The sequence below is a fragment of the Streptacidiphilus sp. EB129 genome (assembly GCF_041262645.1).
Taxonomy (GTDB): Bacteria; Actinomycetota; Actinomycetes; order Streptomycetales; family Streptomycetaceae; genus Streptacidiphilus.
Genome location: NZ_JBGCCS010000024.1, coordinates 36776 through 58539 on the forward strand (window position 1 = coordinate 36776; position 21764 = coordinate 58539).

The following is a 21764-nucleotide window of genomic DNA, read 5'->3' on the forward strand; positions in this document are numbered from 1 at the left end:
CTGCCGGCCCGCCTCGCTCCGGCGCGGACATCACGCGCCCGTGGGCGGTCCGCCGGAGTGGGAACCCGGCACCGCGCTCCGTTCAGCCAGTTCGAGGGCCCGTTGTGCGAGCCACAGGTCGTGGACGGCGCTGGGGGAGCGCAGCAGGGACCGTTCGAGCAGGGCTTCGCTCCGTGTCAGACGCTTGCGCACGGCGGATGTCGAGAGGGACAGTGCGGCGGCCGTCGGGCTGATCTGTGCGTCCAGGCTCAGCCAGGTGGTGAGCGTCTGCGGCACGGAGGCCGGGACGTCGGGTGTACGCACCGCGCGGAACTGTCGTTCTGCCCATGCGACGACCCGGGGCGGCAGCAGGAGTTCGTCGAGGGAGGGCACGGTCCCGCCGGTCCCTGCGAGGCCGTCCTCCGGACGGGGCGCGAGGCCGGTGGCGATCGTGCGCAGCGCGAGAGCCAGCGCGGCCTGGTCGGCGAGCCGGTCCAGGTCCAGACCCAGCAACTCCCGGATGTACGTGAGCCGCGCGGCGAGGGTGTTGCGGTGGATCTTGAGATGGGCCGTCGCGCGGGAGGAGAAGCTGAGCCATGACGCGGCGGTGGCCAGGAGGTCCGTACTGTCCGGGTCCTGCGCACGCCTGGCGGTGTGGGCGCGCAGCGGCGCGAGGAACGCCCGGGCCCAGAGCGTCGCGGGCGGCCCGATGGTGAGCGCCAGATCGGGGTTGCCGGCGAACGAGGACTGCCGTTCGATGCGGTGGCGAGCGGCGGCGAGGGCGTGGAAGGCCTGGGCGTAGCCGGTGGCGATGTCCCGCAGCGGCACGGTGTCGCTCGCGCCGACCCAGCAGGTGTCCGCCACAGTGGGCGGCCAGGGCCAGACCGGAGGGCTGTCCTCGTGCACCGGGTGGTCGGCGGGCGCGAGGACGAGCATGTGCTCGGCGTAGACCGGACACGGCACGATCCACGCGCCCTCGGCCACCTCCGCCACCTCGTCCGCCACCGTGCGGCGTGCCGCGGGCGGCCCCTCGATGACGTACACCCGCACCACCTCCGGCAGCGGGGGGCGCAGTGCCCCCGCGACCTGGCGCGCGACGGTCGCCTGACCGTTCATCAGCAGGTGCATCACGGCCTCCCGGGCCCGGGCGTCGGCGATCCGCAGCCGACGCTCCAGACGTCGGGCGTGTTCCGCCTGCCAGCTCAGGCTCAGGACGGAGGTGGCATCCGCGAGGAGGAGCGGCAGCTCGGGTGGCGCCGGCTGCGGCACCACGGCGGCGAGAAGGGGCGCGCGGACGCCCTGCGGGCCGTCGAGCGGAAGGACGAGACAGCTCAGCCCCTCCTGGTCGATGGCCACGGACCGCAGCCGACGCACCGTCATCTCACGCACGGCGCCCAGAACGAGACCACGTTCGGTGTCGCCCAGCGGGGGCCGGGGCGGGGAGGCCACGGTGCCCGAGGGGTCCACCAGCAGAACCCGGGCCCCGGTGCGGACACCCAGCCAGCGTAGGAGCAGCGTGGTGCCGCCCCTGCGGGCGGCACGCTGCATGTCCAGCACGTCCTCGGCCCGCCGAGCCCGCCCGTCCGCCGCCACGGCGTCCGTCTGCGCGTCATCACCGCGCATGTCCCTCCCCGAAACGCAGCACTCCCCGAGACGCAGCCCTCCCCGAGGTACAGCACTCCCGAGAAGCAGCCGGGATCGATTCGAGCGGAGACTATCCGGGCCCTGGCATGCGCACAACGGTCGCTGTGCAGTCCGGCACCGGCGCAGGCGCTTCACCGTGCAAGGTGTTCCTTCACGCCGCCTGCGGCAGGCGTAGGTTCTTTGGTGCCCGCCCCACGGGGGAGGGCGGGAGCGCGAAGACCCTCAGGGGTCCCGGTGGACGGCGACGGGCGCGGCGGCGCTCGTCGCCGTCCACCGTGCGCCACCCCGGGTGGACTGCGACGACGCGGGTGCCGGAGCGGTGTCAGGCCCGCAGGCGGGCCATCCAGGCTTCGATCTCGTCCGCCTGCCGGGGCAGGCCGGCCGAGAGGTTCTCGGTGCCGCTCTCGGTGACCAGGATGTCGTCCTCGATCCGCACCCCGATGCCGCGGTACTCCTCGGGCACCGTCAGATCCTCGGCCTGGAAGTACAGGCCCGGCTCGACGGTGAGCACCATGCCGGGTTCGAGCGTGCCGCCGACATACGTCTCGGTACGGGCCACGGCGCAGTCGTGGACGTCCATGCCGAGCATGTGGCCGGTGCCGGCCATGGTCCAGCGGCGGTGCAGGCCGAGCTCGAAGACGGTGTCCACCGACCGGTCACCGAGCAGGCCCCAGGCGACCAGGTGCTCGGCGAGCACGCGCTGGGCGGCGTCGTGGAAGTCCCGGTACGCGGCGCCGGGTTTGACGGCGGCGATGCCGGCCTCCTGCGCGGCGTACACCGCGTCGTAGATCCGGCGCTGGAGCGGGGTGAAGCGGCCGTCGACGGGCACGGTGCGGGTGAGGTCCGCGGTGTAGAGGGTGCGGGTCTCCACTCCGGCGTCGAGCAGCAGCAGCTGACCGGGGCGGGCCTCGCCGTCGTTGCGGACCCAGTGCATGATCGTGGCGTGCGGCCCCGCCGCACAGATGGTGCTGTAGCCGACGGCGTTGCCCTCGACCCGCGCACGCAGGAAGAACGTGCCCTCGATGGTGCGCTCGGGGGTGGCCTCGGACGTGCCGAGGACGCGGACCACGTCCTCGAAGCCGCGGGCGGTGGCCTCGCAGGCGAAGCGCAGCTCGGCGATCTCGAACTCGTCCTTGACCAGGCGCAGTTCGGAGAGTGCGACGCGGAACTCCTCGTCGCGCTCGGCGGTCACCTTGTCCTGCAGGGCGGCCGCGACGCCGGCGTCGTAGCCGCGCAGCAGCCGGATCGGGCCGGCGCCCTCCCGGAGTGCGTCGGCCAGCATGCGGACATCCCTGCAGGGCAGGCCCAGCAGCTTCTCGTTCTCGGTGAGGCTGTTGCGGCGGCCGTCCCACAGCTCGCCGTGGAAGTCGAGCCAGAACTCGCCGTTCTCGCGGTCCGAGCGGGGGCGCAGGTACGCGGTGGCCGTGTGTCCGCCGTCCGCTCCGGGCGTCAGGACCAGCACGCCGTCCTCGGACTGGTCGCCGGTCAGGTAGGCGTAGTCCGAGGAGGGCCGGAAGGGGTAGTCCGTGTCGTTGGCGCGGACCTTGGGATTGCCGGCCGGGACGATCAGCAGCTCACCGGGGAAGCGGGCGGAGAGCTCGCCCCGGCGCCGGGCGGTGTGCGCGGCCTGCGGGATGGGTTCGAGCCCGTGCCGCTCGGTGTCGCCCCAGCCCTGCTTCATGTTCTCGGCGAGTTCGGCGCTCACCCCCCGGTCCAGGCCGTTCTTCCGCCCCTTCGGCGCCGCCTTGGGCGTGCTTCCGGTGGTCTGGCTCTCGGATGTCCGCTCGGACACAACCGCCTCCTGCTTCGAATCGGTCAGGGCTGCCGAGGGGAGCGATCTGCACAATGAGCTCAACCGCTGGCATAATCCGTACGGTATACCGAACACTGGCGGGAGGAAAGGGGAAAGCGTGAGCGCCTCCGAGGGATCGGTCCGGGACGTGCTGGCCGCCAATCTGAAGCGGGTGAGGACCGAGCGGGGGCTGTCGATCTCGGAGCTGTCCCGGCGGTCGAAGATCGGCAAGGCGACGTTGTCCCAGTTGGAGTCGGGCACCGGCAATCCCACCATCGAGACGGTCTTCAGCCTCTCGCGGGTCCTGGAGGTGCCGATCTCCGACCTGGTGGACCGCAGGCCGTCCGGCGGGGTGACCGTGGTCCGCGGCGACGACGTCGAGGTGATCAGTGGTGAGGGTGTCGACCTGCGTCCGCTGCGCCGGATCGAGTCCGGCGACTCCGTCTTCGAGGTCTACGACCAGCAGGTGCGGGCCGGTTGTACGCAGGAGTCGCTCGGCCACGTCGGCAGCGAGCACACCGTGGTCCAGGCCGGATGGCTCGGCGTGCGGGTGAACGGGCGCGAGGTGGAGCTCGGGCCCGGCGACTACGTGGGCTTCGACGCGGCGCTGCCGCACTCGTACACCGCCCTCGACGGCCCGGTGCGCTCGGTGCTGCTGCTCCACCACCGCGCGGAACACCGGCTGCACCTCACCGACCCCGGCCCGGACGCCCGCCTCCCCGGCCATCCGGCCGCCGCCCCGGCGCAGGACGCCACGCCGTCCTGACCGTTGCGGTGCCCGAGACGAGGCCGGCGCGTCCCGTCGTTCGGTTTAGCGAACTCTATGGAGTGTCCACCCCGTAGTGGCGCCGGACGACCGGCTCGTGGGGGGCTCCCGCGGGAGGTCGCCGCAGCTCGCTGCCCGTCGCTCGGCCCCCGACGGCCCCGGGACAGGCGGGTCCGCTCCGCGGTGAACCGACCAGCGGTGGACAGAGGGGCAGTTGGGCGGTTTGTCGGCGGCTGCGGCTAGTGTGCCCTCATGTCTGACGATATGCGGGATCGCGGCCCGCTCCTGGAGGCTCCACCGGTGCGGTCGGGACGCTCGGCACTCGCTGAGGCGGCACCGCTGTCAGCAGGCGTGGGAATGCGGAGGCTGTTCGGCCGGGATGCTGAGGTGGAGGCCCTGCAGGCGTTCCTGGACGACCTGTTGTCGGGCAGCGGACGGGCGATCGCACTGGTGGGGGAGCCCGGCATCGGCAAGAGCGCGCTGATGTCCACTGCGGTCGCACACGCGCGTGCCCGCGGAGTCCAGGTGCTCACGACACACGTCCGGCAGCCGGCCGCGCCCCGGGACCCCGGCGCCGGGCCGCCCGCGGGCGACGGCGAGCTGCACCGGCTGGCCGCCGGAGCAGCGCAGGCGACCGGGGTGGCCGGCGGAGGTGCGGTGCTGGTCGCCGTGGACGACCTGCACCACCTCGCGGCCGACCGGACTCCGGAGGTGGAGGGGTTGATCCACGCGGCCACCGCACACGCGACGCTGTGCCTGCTGGCCTACCGGCAGCGCCAGTTGTCGCCCGCGCTCGCCGCGGTGCTCTCCCGCGCGGCCTCGGCGGGCCTGCTGGAGGTGTGGAACCTGGGACCGCTCTCCCGCGAACAGGCCCGCGAGCTGCTCGGCGACCACCCGGACGCCGAGGAGATCCACCGCGAGGGCCTCGGTAATCCGCAGTACCTCAAGATCCTCGCTGCCGACGGCGTCTCCTGTGCCGATGCCGCGACGGCGATCCTCGGCGAACTGGCCGGCCTGGACCCGGCCGCACTGACGGTGGTCCAGGCCGCGGCGGTCCTCGGCGAGCAGTTCCACCCGCAACTGCTCGCCGAGGTCGCCGACCTGGAGGCGGCCGCGACCATGGCGGCCCTGGACGCGCTCACCCGCCTCGACCTGGTACGCCCGACCGGCCTGCCGGCACAACTGGCGCTGCGCCACCGGGTGGTGGGCGACGTCGTCTACCGGTGGCTGGAACCCAGCCGCCGGATCACCCTGCACCAGCGCGCGGAGGCTGCGCTGGCCAGGCGCGCGGCCCCGATCGCACGGCGTGCCCACCACATCGCCCGGGCCGCCGGCCCGCGCCAGCCGGAACACGTCACGACCCTGATCGCCGCCGCACGCGGATCGTTGCACAGTGAGCCCGCCGTCGCGGCCGGCCAATTGCAGGCCGCGCTGTCGCTGCTGCGCGAGGGCGAGCCGCACTGGCACGAGGCGCAGGTGCTGCTCGCTCGTACCCGGCTGCTGACCGGAGACGCGTCCGAGAGCCGGGCGATGCTCGACGCCCTACGAGCGGTCGCGCAGGGGCGACCGCCCCAGCCCGAGGACCTGACCACGCTCGCCGATGCGAGCCGGGCCGAACGACGCCTCGGCCGGTACACCGAAGCCGGGGCCATCGCACGCGCCGCGCTTGCGGCACTGGCAGACCACGACAGCGCGACAGCAGCGGCCCTCCACATGGAGTTGTCCGAATACACCTACGATCTGCGGGACTACGAGGCCTCCCGGCAGCACGCCGAGACGGCCGCCGCGATCGCGCGCCGACACCATGACACCCTCGGCGAGGCCAACGCACTGGGCCTGGCGTCCGTGGGCCACCTGTTCACCGGGCACCACGTCACCGCTCGGTCGACGGCCGGCCGGGCGGCCGAGCTCATCGACGCGACCTCCGACGCCACCCTGCCGGCCAACCTGGATGCGGTCTACCAACTGGGCATGGCCGAGGGGATGCTGGGACTTCTGGCTGACTCCGAGCGTCATCTGGAACGAGGCGCGGCCCAGTCCCGCCGCACCGGCCAGGTGTACATCGAACCCACGATCCTGATGGCGCTGACCAACGCCCAACTGCGCCGCGGGAACCTGCGCCGGGCGCTGGCGACCCTGGACGAGGCCGCCCCCAACGACGAACGCGCCGGTGTTCCCGCGAGCCGGGCGGTCATGGCGATGCTGCGGGCCGAGATCCTGGTGTGGCTGAACGGCGCCGGTGATCTGGGCGAGGTGCACGCGCTGGCCGACCGCGTTGAGGCGATCGCCGATGGTCAGATGACGGCGTGGGCGGTCTCGGTCCGCTGCTTCCACGCTGAACTGGTGCTGCTCACCGGTGAACCGGCCCGGGCCCGATGGCTGCTGCTGGACGCCGCGGGCGGAGACGCCCTGCCCCGGCTCGCCATCTGGCGCAGACCTCGCTGCTGCGACGCCCTGGTGCAGGCGGCACTGGCCGAAGGCGACCAGGAGTCGGCCGAGCGGTGGACGCTCCTGGCTGAGACCAGTGTCGAGGAGCTTCCCTCCGAGGGCCGGCGCGGATTCGCCGGGCGCGCGCGGATGCGGGTCCATGCGATGCGTGGGGAGACCGATCGCGCCCTGCTCAGCGCGCAGGGCGCGATCGCGGACTTCTCCGTCGGCGGCGAGCGCATCGAGATGTGCCGCACCCTGCTCGCAGCGGCCGAACTGTCCCTGGACGCGGGCCGGACCTGCGGGGTGGACGGCTGGCTGGACCGGGCCGCATTGCTCGCCCACCAGTGTGGTTCGGCACGGCTGGCCGACGAGGCCGCGCACCTCCGCAGCCGCCGCACCGCGCCCCTGAGCCCGTCCGGCGCCCCCGTGGCGTCGGACGGACTCACAGCGCGGGAACGGGAGATCGCTCACCTCACCAGCACCGGCATGACCAGCGGTGAGATCGCCGACAAGCTGGTTCTCAGCGTGCGCACGGTCGAGGGCCACCTGAGCCGGATCTACCGGAAGCTCGATGTCGCCAACCGCGCGAGCCTCACCCGGGTGATGCTGGGAAGCCCGCGCGGCGCGCGCTGAGCGCAGTGGTCATCAGCCGTCCAAGCGCCGTGCCAGGGCCGTCAGTTGATCCCGCATCAGCACCGCATGGTTGAGCGAACTCGTCAGGAAGGGGAAGCCCTTGTTCTGCATCACAAAGGCTACGCCCCGCCCGTCACCGAGCAGGTGCACACCCGTTCCGGCGAGCGGCGCGAAGCCGTCGAGCATCTCGCCGAGCAGCTCCGCCATGTCCGGCGCGGCGCTGGAGACGACGTAGGTCGCGTCGATGTCGGGACGCCCGGTGCTCAGTTCGGGAAGATCCTGGAGCGGTACGACCGTGCCGTACCGGAGCTGACGTGAGGTCACCTCGAAAGGAGGGAACGACCGGCCGGCCAGCACCGTCATCCGGCAGGCGAACCTCTCCTCCCGGGTGATGGTCAGCACGCCTTCCGTCTGTTCCCGGTACTCGTACCGCAGTTCGACCGGAAGCCCCTGGGGCCGGCCGGTGAGGACGACCCGGACGTGCAGCGGGTCGGACGGCGAGTGGCCGCGCCGCATCTCGGGGTTGGCGAGCCGGACGCCCAGGTTCGTGGCGGGATCGCCCTCGACGACGTTCAGTCCGAGTTGCTGGGCCAGCCGGCCTGCCTGGTACTGCGCGTACTTGCGCGTACTCCCTCGCATGTGAAGGATGCCCCATACGCAGACGCTGATGCCTATCAGGCCGCCGATCGCGGAGAAGATCACAGTGTGTTGTTCCTTTGTGCCGGGCCGGCCTCATCGGTGGGCCGGCCTGGTTGGTGGGTCTGTCGGGCGGTGGGTCTGTCGGTCGGTTCACGGCGAACGGTCGGTGCTCAGCGCTCCGCAGGGATCGGGGAGTTGGCGGCGAGCAGGCGGGAGAGCCGTCCCGCCTCCTGCACCCGGACCATGGAGAGCCGCCGGCCATCCCGCAGGGTCACCTCCACCTCCTCGTACTGGCCGAGCAGGAAGTGGCTGACCTTGATCGGCCGCACGCTCCGGATCTCCGTCCGCTGCACGGTCCGCGTACCCGTCAGTCGCCGCCAGACGAAGCCCTGCTCGTAGACCACGACCTCCTGCCGCCACCAGTAGACGAACGGGGCGTAGGCGAGAGCGCCCAACGCCAGCGCACCCAGTCCTTCGAGGGGTGTGCCGGAGTGGTTCGGGTCAATGTTCTGCCCCAGCCCGGTCACCCCGAGCACTCCCAGGACCAGCAGGAAGGCGCCGATGTACTGCAGATACGAGACGACCCTGAAGGTCCCCTGATGCCGTGCCACCTGTGGGCCCAGAACGGTCTCCGTACTCATCGCCTTCAGTCACCTCTCTGCTGCCTGTTCTTGCTGAGAGCCTGACTCTGTCCGATATGGATGCCGCACACATGGGTAGAACTACGCCAACTGCCTACGCGATCCACGACGGGACATCTGCGGAGGCGCCGACTCGGCGGAGTCGGCGGCCCACCCGTGTGCCCCGGGCCCGGCTGAGCCACTCCCGCCTGAGCGAGAGGGCAGTGCCCCACGGATGACGGCTCACGCCGACCGGCGGAGATGTGCTCTGCCTGTTGTGCCTATGTGGTCCGCAGCGCGGCGACGAATTCGTGTGCGAGGGCCGTCCAGGGATGGTCCGGACCCAGCACCGTCTCCCGTCCCCGGCACAAGGCTTCGGCCTGCTGCAGCGCCTCGTCAGGGTGGCCGGTGGCGGCGAGCACCTCGGCGAACAAGTAGCGTGCGGACAGGGTCATCGGATGGTCGGCACCGTAGTGCCGCTCATGGGCCTCGATGACACGGCGCACTTCCGGCAGGGCCTGCTGGGAGCGGCCGGTGGTGTGGAGCGCGTACGCGATGTCGAGCTCGACCGCGAGCGTGATCTGGTGGTCCGGACCGAGTTCACGCAGGCAGTCCGCCTTGAGCTGGGCTGCCCCGGGCAGGGCGGCCTCCAGGTGGATCGCCAGGGGTGACTCAAAGCCGTGGGCCCGGGCGAGGAGCGTCAGCGGATGCCCGCTGCCCAGTGCTGTGGTGCGGCCCCCGACGACTCGACCGAACAGCTCCGCCGCCTCTTCCGCCGTGCGTTCCTGTTGGTTCAGGGTGATGGCCAGGGCCAGGGCCGTGTCCAACGCCTCAGGTGAGTCGGGCCCGAGTGCGCGCTCGGCGTCCGCCAGTGCCGCGCGCAGACAGACGACGGCCTCGTCGAAGCGGCCGAGGCGGTGCAGGCTCCGGCCGATGCGGCGCCGCAGCCGCAGGACGACCGGATGGTCCGCGCCCAGCGCCGGATGGGTCAGCTCCAGGGCGTAGCCGGCCAGCGCCAGGGCTGACGTCCGATCGCTGCCGCGATGCAGGGCGATGACCAGCCGCAGGCAGCTCTCGGCCGCCGCCTGCACCGTGGCGCCGGTCACGCCCGGCCGGCCGGCAGCACGTCGCAGCAGAGCCCGGGCGTGCGGGACGAGCAGGGTGGTCTCCGGGTCGGCCTGTCCGCGCTGTGGAATCTCGGGAACCCGCGACACCAGCAACCGGGCGGCTGCGGCGGCGAACCGGTCCCGCTCGGCCTCGGGTGTTCCGGAGGCCACGCTGTCCAGCAGCACGCCGTGGGTACGAAGGCAGCGACTGCCGTCGTCGGTCAGCTGGGTGAGCGACTGGTCGAGCAGACCCCGAAGCGCCAGTTCGACACGCGGTTGGGGGATGGCGAGGGCTGTTCCCGCGTCGCGGAGCACCGCGAGGGGCAGGGGATCCCCGGCCCAGTAGGCCAGCAGTCGCAGCAGGTCCACCGCCTCCGGCAGGCCGCGGCCGGCGAGCGCGTCCAGGGAGAGCTGCCAGGTCCGGCTCAACAGTTGGCGCGACTGATCGCCCTGGGTGGTGTCGGCGCCCTGGTCGATCAGGGCGATCCGGTCCAGGCCGCGTTCCTCGGTGAGGTGTTCGCCGTACTCGCCCATCGTCCAGGGGCTGATCACCTGCTGGGCCAGGAATCCGCCTGCCAGGGTCAGCGCCAGCGGGAGCCGGCCCAGCCGTTCGGCGATCTCCTCGGCGTCCTCCACGGTCCCGGCCTCGGGTGCGAGATCGCACAGGACGCGTGCGGCCTCCGGCAACGGCAGTACCCCGACATGGAGCAACTCGGCGCCGGGCCACCAGCGCGCTGCAGCCTGACGCGACGTCACCAGCACCGTCCCCCGGGCGCTGGACCGCAGCCAGCCGCCGTCCCGGAGCACGTCGGGATCGTCGGCGTTGTCCAGGACCAGCAGCCAGGGCTGGTCCGAGGCGTCCAGGTAGGCCCACACCAGGTCGGCGGCGGCGCGCAGCCCGCTTCGCGCGGCGCCCAGCTCGCCCTCGTTCGCCCCCCGGTCGGCAGCGACCGCGAGCATCCCTGCACGCAGTGATGCTGTGTCAGATGCGTTGACCCACAACGCGACCCGCCCGGCGACCTCGACCGCGTGGCGGAACAGCGCGAAGGCCACGGCGGTCTTGCCGCAGCCGCCCAGCCCGTGCAGGACGAACGTGGTCCCGCCGCCGGAGGCGAGCGCCTCGCGCAACTGCGCCATGACCTCCACCCGGTCGCGCAGGATCAGCGGACCGCGCCCGATCGAGGGCCTGCGCACCGAGTCGGGCCCGGACCAGGACGGACCGTGGTGGTGGTGCTCGGTGATGTGCTGGTCACCGGAAGCCTGGTAGACGCGACTGTGCCCGGACGCCCGGGCGTCGTTGCCGCTCAATCCTGCCTCAGCGTCATGTCGCGTCCGGCCTGGTAGACCCGCGCGTGTCCGGAGGCGATGGCCCGCTGGACCACCGTGGTGGCGCTGGGGATCTCGGCGGCGAACCGATCCAGCAGCGCGCGCAGGTCCTCGGCGGCCTCCGGGTGGGCGGCCAGCAGCCGGCGGGTTCGGCCCTGCCATTCCGACGCGAGTTCCGCGCCCAGCTCGGGCCGCTCGTCGGGGTCCGCGGCCAGCAACTCCTCGCGCGCCGCGTCCAGTTCGCCCGCCACCGCGTCCGCGCGATCAGGGTGCGCGCGGCGCCAGAGCGCCACCATCCCGTTCCGGAATCCCTGCCAGGCGTCCGTCGCCACCAGGCCCACCATGGTCGTGCCCGCGCCGGCCACCAGCGCAGCAACCTCCGGGTCCATGCCCCGCCCCCTCGCAGTCGAAAGCGACCGTACCGTACCTCGTCGCCGTGCTGGGTCACGAGGTGGATTTCGGCTGTCGGCATACGAGTTGGGCTGCCGAAAACCAGTCGTGCGCGGGTGCTCCGATGGCGGATGATCGCGGGGTCAGAGATTCGCTCCGCAACCCGCAGAAAGACGAACTTCCATGGCTGCCATGGCACTTGCCCTCACCCTTGCCCATGTCCGCAACATCGGGATCATGGCGCACATCGACGCAGGCAAGACCACCACCACGGAGCGGATCCTCTACTACACCGGTGTCTCCTACAAGATCGGCGAGGTCCACGAAGGCACCGCCGCCATGGACTGGATGCCGCAGGAGCGCGAGCGCGGGATCACCATCACCTCCGCCGCGACCAGCTGCCACTGGCAGTTGGACGGAGTCGACCACGCGGTCACCATCATCGACACGCCCGGGCACGTCGACTTCACCGTCGAGGTGGAGCGCTGCCTGCGCGTCCTCGACGGCGCGGTGACGGTGTTCGACGGCGTGGCCGGAGTCGAGCCGCAGTCCGAGACGGTATGGCGGCAGGCGGACCGCTACGGCGTGCCGCGCATCTGCTTCGTCAACAAGCTGGACCGCCCCGGTGCGGACTTCTACCGCTGCGTCGAGATGATGGCGGACCGCCTCGGTGCGGTCCCGCTGGTGCTGCAACTGCCGATCGGCGCCGAGGGCGACTTCGCGGGTGTGGTGGACCTGGTCCGGATGAAGGCCCTGGTCTGGTCCGCCGAGGCGGCGAAGGGCGAGATGTACGACGTCGTCGACATCCCGGCCACGCACGCCGAGGCGGCACAGCGCTGGCGCGCGACCCTGGTCGAGACACTGGCCGAGCAGGACGAGGAGGTGATGGGGATGTATCTCGCCGGACAGGAGCCGGCCGAGGAGCAGCTGCATGCCGCGATACGCCGCCTCACCCTCGCCTCCGGAAGGAGGTCCGCCACCACCGGCGGCGTGACGGTGACACCGGTCGTCTGCGGTACGGCCTTCAAGAACAAGGGCGTGCAGCCGCTGCTGGACGCGGTGGTGCGGTACCTGCCCTCCCCGCTCGACGTCGAGGCCGTCACCGGTCACGCGGTCAACGACCCGGAGGTGGAGGTGGCGCGCCGTCCGTCCGAGGCGGAGCCGTTCGCCGCGTTGGCGTTCAAGATCGCCAACGAACCGCACATCGGCAGGCTCACCTTCGTCCGGGTCTACTCGGGCCGGCTGGAGGCGGGCTCCACGGTGCTGAACTCGGTGAAGGGACGCAGGGAGCGCGTCGCCAAGATCTTCCGCATGCATGCCAACAAGCGTGAGGAGATCGCGGCGGCGGGCGCCGGCGACATCGTCGCCGTACTGGGCCTGAAGCAGACCGGCACCGGCGAGACGCTGTGCGACGAGCGGGCACCGCTGGTGCTGGAGTCCATGGACTTCCCGGCGCCGGTGATCCGGGTCGCCATCGAGCCCAGGACCAAGGGCGACCGGGAGAAGCTGGGCACCGCCATCGCCCGGCTCGCCGAGGAGGACCCGTCCTTCCACGTCGAGACGGACCGGGAGACCGGACAGACCGTCATCGGCGGGATGGGCGAGCTCCACCTGGAGGTCCTGGTCGACCGGATGCGCCGCGAGTTCGAGGTGGAGGCGAACGTCGGACGGCCCCAGGTCGCGTACCGCGAGACGATCCGCCGCGCGGTCGATCGGGTCGACATCACCCATCGCAAGCAGAACGGAGGCAAGGGCCAGTACGCCAAGGTCCAGATCGCGATCGAGCCGCTCGTGGGTGGCGACGTGCCGTACGAGTTCGTGAACAGGGTCGTCGGCGGCCGCATCCCCAAGGAGTTCATCCCCTCGGTGGACGCGGGCGCGCAGGAGGCCATGAAGTTCGGCATCCTGGCCGGATTCGAGATGACCGGGGTCCGGATCACGCTGCTCGACGGCGACTTCCACGCCACCGACTCGTCCGAACTCGCGTTCACCGTCGCCGGTTCGCTGGCGTTCAAGGAGGCCGCGCGCAGGGCGGATCCCGTGCTGCTCGAACCGCTGATGGCGGTCGAGGTCACCACGCCCGAGGACTATCTGGGCGAGGTCATCGGCGACCTCAACGCGCGGCGAGGGCAGGTCCAGGCGATGGCCGAACGGAACGGGGCCCGGCTGGTGAAGGCCCTGGTACCGCTGTCGGAGATGTTCGGCTACGTCGGTGACCTGCGCAGCAGGACGTCGGGGCGGGCGGGTTACTCGATGCGCTTCGACTCCTACGCCGAGGTCCCGCGCAGCCTCGCTGCGGAGATCGTCGCCGCAGCGGGCGGAACGGTCGAGTAGCCGTAGCCGCGGCCGTGTCTGCCACCCCCACCAAGCAGGGGGTGGCGGACACGGAACCGTCGTCTTCGCCACCGTACGGCCGCTGCGCGGAGCGCTGCACGACCGCTGAGTCAGGGCCGCGCAGGTGGGGTGCGACGGCGGCGCCTGCGCAAGACGGTTGCGCCGCCCAGGAGGACGACCACCGCTCCGGCGAGACCCGCGATCAGGCCGATCGACCCACTGCCCGAACTGCCGTGCTGGCTCGCAGCGGTGGCCACGGCAGCGGCGGACGCGTCGGCCTGTGGCAGCGGGCCCGCGCTCGGACCGGGTGGGATCGTGCTGGACAGCGCGGCGTCGGGCCGAATGATCCCGTACCCGAAGTGCGGATCCGGGGCGGTCTGACCGGCGGCGGCATTCGGGTCGATGGCCGTCTTCACGAGCCGGTTGACGATCTGCCCGGCCGTCAGGTTCGGATACTTCGACCTCAGCAACGCGGCTGCGGCGGAGACATAGGCGGTGGCATCGCTGGTCCCGTCCGACAGCCGGTACTCGCTGTCACTGTTGGCACCCGCCGCGACAATCCGCACGCCGGGAGCGGTCAGCACCAACGAGTGCCCGTAGTCGGACTTCGACCACACCGCCCCGTTCTCATCCGCCGCCCCCACACTCACCACCCCGGGGTACGCGGCAGGATAGTTGTCCACTTGCAGGCCGTCGTTACCAGCCCCGGCGACGAGCACGACATTGTGACTCTCGGCGTACGCGATCGCCGCCCGTTCGGTCGTATCGGGATACGCACTCCCATAGGACATGTTGATGACGGCGGCGCCCTGCTCTACGGCGTAGTGGATGGCATCGGCAGTCTGAGAATCGAGAGCGCTAGAAGAGCCGATTGCGACCGTCAGAGGGAGGATCGTTGCGCCGGGTGCGAGTCCCTTGATGCCCTCCACTCCTTGGGCGCCATGACCGTGGCCAGCGATCAGACTGGCCATCGCCGTACCGTGTCCTGTCGCATCGTAGTCATGCCAGCCGTTGCCGCCGTGCACGAAGTCCTTGCCTCCCTGAACTTGGCCGATGAGATCTTGGTGCGTGGCCCTGACTCCGCCATCGATGACGGCGACGATCACCCCCTTGCCGGTGGACTGCGGCCATACTTGCGCCTGCGTTCGGAATGCTGTGAGCGGCCATTGCGCATCCCGTACCTGGTCTGCACACGCCGCCTGCATCGTGAGTACAACGAACATGGCTGTCGTGACAAGGGCTCCGGCCGCAGCCCGATATGGCACTCTCGACTTGCTCACTCCACTACCGCCGAAGGGTTCGTCTGGCAGTTGCGTGTCCAAGCCTCTTCGTCCGCGATCAGATAGCCAGGGCGAGAGCGCCGACGCCCGCGGTATTGGCCTCCTCGGCCGCCCTCGAAGAATGCACCTGGCGGTGCACCCGATTCGAACTCTTTGCCTGGATCCCCGAGGCTGGGATCGCTACTGCGCGTAGCAGTATTCAAGGCCGCTCGGTTGAGCGCATCGCCGCGTTCCTCGGGATAGTGATCCGGTTCTGGTCCAACAATGTCCGGAGCACGCTCTCTGCTGACTCCTGGCATATTAACGGAGCCGCGAGCTTCCCACGCTGCGCTGCCGCTACCTACCCGGGAGAAGGGAACTCTCTCGTTCGATGAGTGCAATTCCGTGCCCATGGCCTGGCTGGGCAGGGCGAGTGCTCCGGAGGCCGCTTGGCGCGCTTCGGATTCGGATCTCGGGTCGTCTTCTGACTGGTTGCTGAGCCTGGAATTTTGGCCAACTGATGTCTCCCTCACCCGCAGTGTCTCTCCGCTGATGTCCCCCGGAGATGCAGCGGGGTGAATGGTCAGCCCTCCCTGCGATGCACTCATGGGCACGGTCCCGACGATGCTGGTCCGTTCTGTGTCTGGAAATGCTGCGGAGTTGGACGCCCCTCCTCGGCGGGCGCCGGCCATGCCATCGAGCGAGCTATCCGGCGTACCGGTATTCAGGGTCACGCGTCCGGAACTGATGTGCTGTTCAGGTACGCCTGCTGGAGTGAATCCGTGATCGGCTAGGGGGCGCACCGAAGCGCGGGGTGCGTGACCCTGCGCTTCCGCTTCGCGTCCAGCGGAGTGGAAGCCATCTGGAGATTCAATGGGCGATCTGACAGTAGTGGCGTCGGCAGCCCCAACTGCATTGTGAGACTCGGGCGCTGGAGGAAAGACACTGCTGTTGGCGCTGAAGTCGCCCGAAGGCCGCTCGCCGATCTGTGCGGCTGCTGCGTGGTACTGGGATTCCAGTTCCTGCATGACGACGATGGCCTGTTGGTGGCGTTCCTCCTGGAGGGAGAGATGGCTGCCTTCGGCGGCGAGGGCCTGGTCGCGGGTCATGCCGGTGGCGAGGTCCAGGTTGAACTGGTTGCCGGCGGACTGGCTGGTGATGCTGCGGGTGAAGCTGTCCCACGCGCCGGGGGCCTCCGGCATGGTCTGCTTGGCCTTGCGGAGGGCGTTCGCAGCCGTGGTCATACCGGTGTTGGCGTTGAGCGCGTAGGCGGCGCCGTTGCCCAGGGACCGGTGCAGCTCGTTGGCGCGGGTGGCGAAGGCGTCGGCGGCGGAGCCGTGCCAGTGGCCCAGCGCAGCGGTCGTGTGCGAGGCCAGGTCGGCCTGGGCGGTCCGCAGGGCTTCGTGGATGGCGGTCCACTTGTCGGCGACCCGGTCCACGTCACCGGGGTCCGCGTGCTCGATCATGCCGCGCAGGGCGGCGAGGCCGCCCGCCGCGCCGAAGTCCGTTGGTGTGCCGTCGACCATCTTCCCGGCCTCCTCCTCCCACGTTGACGGTCACTCAGGCGGCGCTGTAGAAGTCCCGGGCGGTCTGCTGTTCGTGGTCGCGGTACGCGTCGTTCGCTGCCTTGGTCTGGCTGCCGTAGGTGTGGATGAGGGACTGGATGGTGGAGATCATCTCGGCGATCCATTCCTGCATCGCGGTGTGCGTCCCCTGCAGGACGTCCGCGCCTCCGAAGCCCGCGCCGAGGGTTCCGGCGGCGAGGCTGGTGTCGTACGCGGCGCTGGTCTGCGAGCAGTCCAGGCTGGCGGCGACGGCGTGCAGTTTCGCCACCGTGCCGCTCAGTTCGTCCACGTCGACCTGGTATCCGGTGCTCATGGGATCGCCCCCCGGGGTGGTGCGTCGGCCGGGGGCCGACGATCTCCAGCGCTGCATTGCGGAGAGAGTAACCCAAAGTAGTTTGGTTGTCACGCACAGTATTGCGGTGCAGCGAGGGCGCAGGTACGACTGGGTGCCATGGGCATAGTTGACGCGTGAGAGTCGGATCACACCTGGCGGTCCGTCAATACTCGTCTGGGTTGGAGTTACACTCGCTCATCCGGGTCGGCGCGTGCCCCCGGACACCCGCTCCGCTTCGTGGTGGTGCTCAATGTCACTCCAGTTCAGGGATCGGCCGTACCAACTCTTCATCTCCTATGCGCACGAGGACGTGGAGTTCGTCTCCGAGGTGTCCGAGTGGCTGACCAAAGTGGCCGGGGTCCGGGTCTGGCGCGACGACGAGCGGCTGCCGATCGCCTCCTCGGTGAGCCACAGCCTGTCGGCGGCGGTGGCTCAGGCTCGTGCGGCGCTGTTCGTGATCTCTCGGGCGTCGGCCCGTTCCGGCTGGGTACGTGAGGAGTTCGCCGCGGCGATAGGCCAGCGGGCGTCGAACCCCGGGTACCGGGTGCTCGCGCTGCGGCTCGACAACGCCGAGGTGCCGCAGGCCCTGGAGACCACGGTGTACGTCACGGTGCCGGACCGCCGGCTGACCGCCGACACCGCGTACCGGATCCTCTGTGCACTGCACACCGACGCCACCACGGTCTCGCCGCGTGACGCCAAGGACCTCTACGTCAGCCGCACCTGGCGGGCCAGCGAGTCGGTGCCCGCCGACGAGATCTGCGGCAAGTTCGCCGACTCCGGCTTCCGGCTGGTCGGCGACTCCCTCGACCGGACCTCGATGGACCGGAGCGAACGTCTGGAGTCCATCATCTCCGGGTGCGAGGCGATGGTGGCGATCCTGCCGCTGCGGGGAGCGGACAAGGGCACCTCCCCCTACGTCCTGGAGGAGGTGGGCATCGCGCGCCGGCTCGGGGTGCCGTACCTGCTCGTCGCGGACGCTGCGGTGGCGATCCCGGACGAGCTCGTGAACTCCGCGATCGACGGGCGGGTGCACGTCACCGCGGACCTGCTGGACGACGATTCCCTGGTCTCCGAGGCGATCGAGTCGGTGCGCGAGTGCTTCCACCAGACGCGCCGCCCCGACTTCGTCTTCTACGCCGGGTCACTGTCCAACGCCGGGAACGACCGGGCCTGCAGCCTGATCCAGGCCGTGACCGGACTGGACTGCATCATGGGCCAGGACCTCTACAGCCAGCACGCCCAGCAGGCGATCATCGACCGGATCGCCCGGGCCCGGTTCGTCATGGCCGACGTCAGCGAGGACAACCGCAACACGCTGATCGAGGCCGGGATCGCCCGGGGTGCCGGACGGCCGCTGATACTGCTGTCCGAGGGCAGGCCGCAGCCGAACCGGTTCATGTTCCGGGACCTGGAGACCAACTACTACACCAGCGAGACCGAACTCCTGGGCCTGATCTACCGGCTCACGTATCCGTACCGACGCAGGATCCTCAACGACGAGCTGCGCTGAGCGGGTGGCGTGCCACCACCGGAGTCGCCACGTCGACAGGTCGGTACATCGACACATCGATGCCTCGCCGTCTCGACAGTCATGATGTGACTCCAGCAGTGGCACGCCCAGCTGTGACCCTCCGTCAGTCCCGCGCGAGCGAGGCGAGGTAGGCGTCGGCGGCCTCCGGGGTGAAGAACCAGTCGGGAAAGTCGGACGGGTTGTCGAAGCCGTTGGCGAAGCGGTCGGCCACGGCCGGGATCTCGCCCGCCGCACCGATGAGCTGCAGTACGTGCTCCGGCGGCGGCGCCAGCATGGCGTTGGTCCAGGCGGTGGCGACCCCGGCCGTGCTGTCCCAGAAGGCGTCGAACGCGCCCTGCGCGAACGCGCGGTCGAACGGCGCGTCGCCGTGGGCGCGGATGGCCGCGAGGTACGCGGCGGCGCACTTGGCGGCGGTGTTGGAGCCCTGGCCGGTGATCGGATCGTTGCTCACCACCACGTCGGCGACACCCAGGACCAGGCCCCCACCGGGCAGTTCGGCGACCGGTCGGCGTACGGTCGGGGTGAACCGGCCCGCCAGGGTGGCACCGGCGTCGGTGAGCTGCACCCCGCGGGACGCGCGCTCGAACTCCCAGGGGGTGTATTCGCGCATCAGGTCGAGAGTGCGGCGCAGCTGCTCCTCGGGGGCCAGGGCCGGCTCGAAGGCGTCGAGCGGACCGCCGGGTATGCCCTCCCAGAAGAGGATGTCGCAGGGACCGGAGGCGGTCAGCGCGGGGATCACGAAGAGCTCGCCGATGCCGGGAACGATGTTGCAGCGCACCGCCGGGAAGTCGTGCTCGGGGCGCGGTGCCAGGCCGTGGACGTAGCTGACGGCCAGGGCGCGCTGCGGGGTGGCGTACGGGGAGCGCTCGGCGTCGCTGGGGAATAGCGAGGCCAACTCGCCCTTGCCGGAGGCGATCAGGGTGAGGTCGTGGTCGCCTGCGAGCGCATCCAGGCCGGCGACGGTGGCGGCCTCGATGACGGCCTTTCCGCCCCGCGAGGCGAACAGCTCCAGCCAGGCCGGCATCTTGAGCCGCTGGTCCACGGACTGCGCGGGCGCGTCGAGCCGGCCGACCCAGTCGACGACCCGCGCCGCCTCCGGGCCGGTGACGGACACGCCGAGGCCGGCGACCGCCGGTGCCTGCGCGTCCCACAGGGCGAGGCCGAGCGCGCGTTCGTGGCCGAGCGCCGTTCCGAACATGCACTGGGTGGAGAGGACCCGCCCGTCGCGGACCTCGTCGGGCGTGCGGTCCGTCAACACGGTGACGTCGTGACCGTCGGCCTGCAGGCCCAGGGCGAGCTGCAGGCCGGCCTGGCCGGCGCCGACGATGAGTACCTTCGCCAAGGTGGACTCCTTGAGAGAGATCGGAAGGCTGCTCACCGCATGGTGCCAGGTGCCCTGCCGTCTCGTCAGGCAGAGGAACATGACGGTTCGTCGGCCGGTGCGGAGGCCGGCGCCACGGGTGGTGAACCGACGGGACGGCACGGCCCGCTGCCCGGCCCGGTGCTCCCGCCGGGCCGGCCTGAGGGCGCCGAGGTCCGGTCAACTGCCGCCGAGGGCGGCTTCCTCCAGGTCCAGGTCGTGCTGCAGGCGGCGCCGGGTCGCTTCGCTCACCTGGTGCCCGTCGTACAGGCGCCGCAGCTCGTTGCCCTGGACGGCTATGATCTCGCGGCGCAGCCCCCGGTACGCAGTCAGCATGGGCGCGTTGCTGTCGGCGGCCGGGTCGGCGACCTGCTCCTCGGCCTGGTCCAGCCGCGCGTCGAGGTTGCGGCGCAACCGCTCCAGCGCGGCGTCCGGGACGCTCTGCAGGTCGGCCAGGGTGTCCAGGTGCGACAGGCCGGCCCGGGCCAGGGTGCCGCGGGCGGCGGCCTCCTCGCGTGCGGTGTGCTCCGGCTCGATCGCGAGGCCGGAGCGGTTGACCACTCCGGCCAGGCTCAGTCCCTGCACCACCAGCGTGAACACCACCACCGCCGTGGTCAGCACCAGGACGAGCGGACGGTCCGGCAGCGGGCGGCCGTCGTCGGTGACCAGCGGGATGGACAGCGCGGCGGCCAGCGGCATCACGCCTCTGGTCCCGGCCCAGCTGACGACGGCGGCCACCCGCCAGGAGGGGCGGCCGCGCCCCGGCCGTACCGCCGTGGACAGCGGCAGCATCCACACCACCCGCAGGGCGATCAGCGCGCCGGCGACGGCCGCGGCCTGCACCGGCCACCAGCCGGTGCCGCCGGGCAGCGCGCGGACCAGCGCGGGCAGCTCCAGGCCGACGATGCTGAACACCACGCTCTCCAGCAGGAACACCACCACCGCGTAGACCGCGCCCAGCTGCAGCCGGATCCGGGCGTCGGTGAGGCGGTGCCCGGAGCGGCCGAGCAGGACCCCGGCCACCACCACCGCGGTGACACCCGAGGTGTGCGCGGACTCGGCCAGCACATACGCCCCGTACGGGGTGACCAGGGCGATCACGGTCTCCAGCACCGGGTCCGAGGTGCGGCGGCGGATCAGCACCACGGCTCCGGCGACCGCCGCGCCGATCGCGCTGCCGCCGCCGGCCAGCAGCACGAACTCGCCGCCCGCCGCCTGCCAGCTGACCGCTCCGGAGGCCACCGCGATGCCGAGCGCGACCTTGAAGAGGACCAGCGAGGTGGCGTCGTTGAACAGGCTCTCGGCCTGCACCAGTACCTGCACCCGCCCCGGGAGCGCCAGCCGCCGTCCCAACGCGGTCACCGCGACCGGATCGGTGCTGGCCAGGACGGCCCCCAGCACGAACGCCATCGACGCGCTCAGCGGGGTGAGCGCGGCCACCAGCACCCCGACGACCGCTGCGGACGCCAGCACCAGCCCCAACGCCAGCACCGTGACCGGGCGCCACACGGCGCGCAGGTCGCGCAGCGACAGCTCCTCGGCGGAGGCGTAGAGCAGCGGCGGCAGCACGACCAGGCCGATCGTCTGCGGAGCGATGTGCAGGGCCGGGGTGCCGGGTATCAGCGCGACCGCGAGCCCCGCCAGCACCAGCAGCGACGGCGCGGGTACGCGCCAGCGCCGGGCGCCGGTCGCCACGACCGTCGCCAGCACCACGAGAACGAGTACGGTTCCAACCGCGCGCATCTGCCGGCCCCTGCATCCACTCCCGGGGGCGCCGGCGCCAACCGCGACCGACCGTCCCCCGCGCCGACCAGACTTCCCGGCACACCTGCCCCAGACCCTATCGCGGCCTTACGCCCCGCAGGACAGCACATGGCCTGCAGGTTCGCGCGCGGCCCCGACCCGGATCCGACGGGAGCGGTCGACCGCCCGGACCCCTGACGACGGCGTGCGGTCGGGGGTGCCGGGGCCGTTGGGGGCGGAGCGGGGCCGGTCCCGAACACCCTTCGGGATGGGTGGCCGGGACCGGAGCGGACAGCGGCCTACTCAGACT

The 21764-nt window shown here is 71.3% G+C and carries 15 protein-coding genes; 4 read left to right on the forward strand and 11 right to left on the reverse strand.

Annotated elements, in window-relative coordinates:
• Positions 1 to 30 precede the first annotated feature (30 nt).
• Positions 31 to 1602, reverse strand: coding sequence for a helix-turn-helix domain-containing protein (locus ABH925_RS25875; RefSeq protein ID WP_370151312.1), 1572 nt, complete (start codon positions 1600 to 1602; stop codon positions 31 to 33).
• Positions 1603 to 1945: 343 nt separating this feature from the next.
• A complete protein-coding gene (locus tag ABH925_RS25880) occupies positions 1946 to 3415 on the reverse strand; it encodes an aminopeptidase P family protein (RefSeq protein WP_370151313.1) in 1470 nt (489 codons plus the stop codon).
• 118 nt (positions 3416 to 3533) lie between these two features.
• Between ABH925_RS25880 and ABH925_RS25885 the strand changes: the two genes are divergently transcribed.
• Positions 3534 to 4181, forward strand: a complete 648-nt coding sequence (locus ABH925_RS25885; protein WP_370151314.1) for a helix-turn-helix domain-containing protein — start codon at positions 3534 to 3536, stop codon at positions 4179 to 4181.
• A gap of 357 nt (positions 4182 to 4538) precedes the next feature.
• On the forward strand, positions 4539 to 7244 hold the full coding sequence (locus ABH925_RS25890; RefSeq protein ID WP_370151315.1) for a LuxR C-terminal-related transcriptional regulator: 2706 nt from the start codon (positions 4539 to 4541) through the stop codon (positions 7242 to 7244).
• Positions 7245 to 7256: 12 nt separating this feature from the next.
• Here ABH925_RS25890 and ABH925_RS25895 read toward each other — a convergent pair whose 3' ends face one another.
• The 4 genes from ABH925_RS25895 to ABH925_RS25910 form a co-directional block, all read right to left on the reverse strand.
• Entirely contained in the window at positions 7257 to 7946 is a 690-nt protein-coding gene (locus ABH925_RS25895) for a hypothetical protein (RefSeq protein ID WP_370151316.1), read from the reverse strand.
• Between the two features lie 107 nt (positions 7947 to 8053).
• The gene (locus ABH925_RS25900) at positions 8054 to 8524 is read right to left on the reverse strand and encodes a hypothetical protein (RefSeq protein ID WP_370151317.1); all 471 of its coding nucleotides are present in this window, start codon (positions 8522 to 8524) and stop codon (positions 8054 to 8056) included.
• Between the two features lie 260 nt (positions 8525 to 8784).
• Complete coding sequence (locus ABH925_RS25905; protein WP_370151319.1) at positions 8785 to 10917, reverse strand: tetratricopeptide repeat protein; 2133 nt, start codon at positions 10915 to 10917, stop codon at positions 8785 to 8787.
• Complete coding sequence (locus ABH925_RS25910; protein WP_370151320.1) at positions 10914 to 11324, reverse strand: hypothetical protein; 411 nt, start codon at positions 11322 to 11324, stop codon at positions 10914 to 10916. The genes ABH925_RS25905 and ABH925_RS25910 overlap by 4 nt, the downstream gene beginning before the upstream one ends.
• A 193-nt stretch (positions 11325 to 11517) precedes the next feature.
• Between ABH925_RS25910 and fusA the strand changes: the two genes are divergently transcribed.
• Complete coding sequence (gene fusA / locus ABH925_RS25915; protein WP_370151321.1) at positions 11518 to 13659, forward strand: elongation factor G; 2142 nt, start codon at positions 11518 to 11520, stop codon at positions 13657 to 13659.
• Between the two features lie 110 nt (positions 13660 to 13769).
• On the opposite strand, the gene ABH925_RS25920 is transcribed toward fusA, so the two are convergent.
• Genes ABH925_RS25920 through ABH925_RS25930 form a run of 3 tightly spaced genes read right to left on the reverse strand, consistent with a single transcriptional unit; the run spans position 13770 to position 16796 of the window.
• Entirely contained in the window at positions 13770 to 14882 is a 1113-nt protein-coding gene (locus tag ABH925_RS25920; RefSeq protein ID WP_370151322.1) for a S8 family serine peptidase, read from the reverse strand.
• A gap of 53 nt (positions 14883 to 14935) precedes the next feature.
• Entirely contained in the window at positions 14936 to 16444 is a 1509-nt protein-coding gene (locus ABH925_RS25925; protein ID WP_370151323.1) for a WXG100 family type VII secretion target, read from the reverse strand.
• Between the two features lie 34 nt (positions 16445 to 16478).
• Positions 16479 to 16796, reverse strand: coding sequence for a hypothetical protein (locus ABH925_RS25930; protein ID WP_370151324.1), 318 nt, complete (start codon positions 16794 to 16796; stop codon positions 16479 to 16481).
• A 271-nt stretch (positions 16797 to 17067) separates the two neighbouring features.
• On the opposite strand from ABH925_RS25930, the gene ABH925_RS25935 reads away from it, so the two are divergent.
• Complete coding sequence (locus tag ABH925_RS25935; RefSeq protein ID WP_370151325.1) at positions 17068 to 18330, forward strand: toll/interleukin-1 receptor domain-containing protein; 1263 nt, start codon at positions 17068 to 17070, stop codon at positions 18328 to 18330.
• Positions 18331 to 18454: 124 nt separating this feature from the next.
• On the opposite strand, the gene ABH925_RS25940 is transcribed toward ABH925_RS25935, so the two are convergent.
• On the reverse strand, positions 18455 to 19693 hold the full coding sequence (locus ABH925_RS25940; RefSeq protein ID WP_370151327.1) for a styrene monooxygenase/indole monooxygenase family protein: 1239 nt from the start codon (positions 19691 to 19693) through the stop codon (positions 18455 to 18457).
• 198 nt (positions 19694 to 19891) lie between these two features.
• Complete coding sequence (locus tag ABH925_RS25945) at positions 19892 to 21454, reverse strand: Na+/H+ antiporter (protein WP_370151328.1); 1563 nt, start codon at positions 21452 to 21454, stop codon at positions 19892 to 19894.
• Positions 21455 to 21764 lie beyond the last annotated feature (310 nt).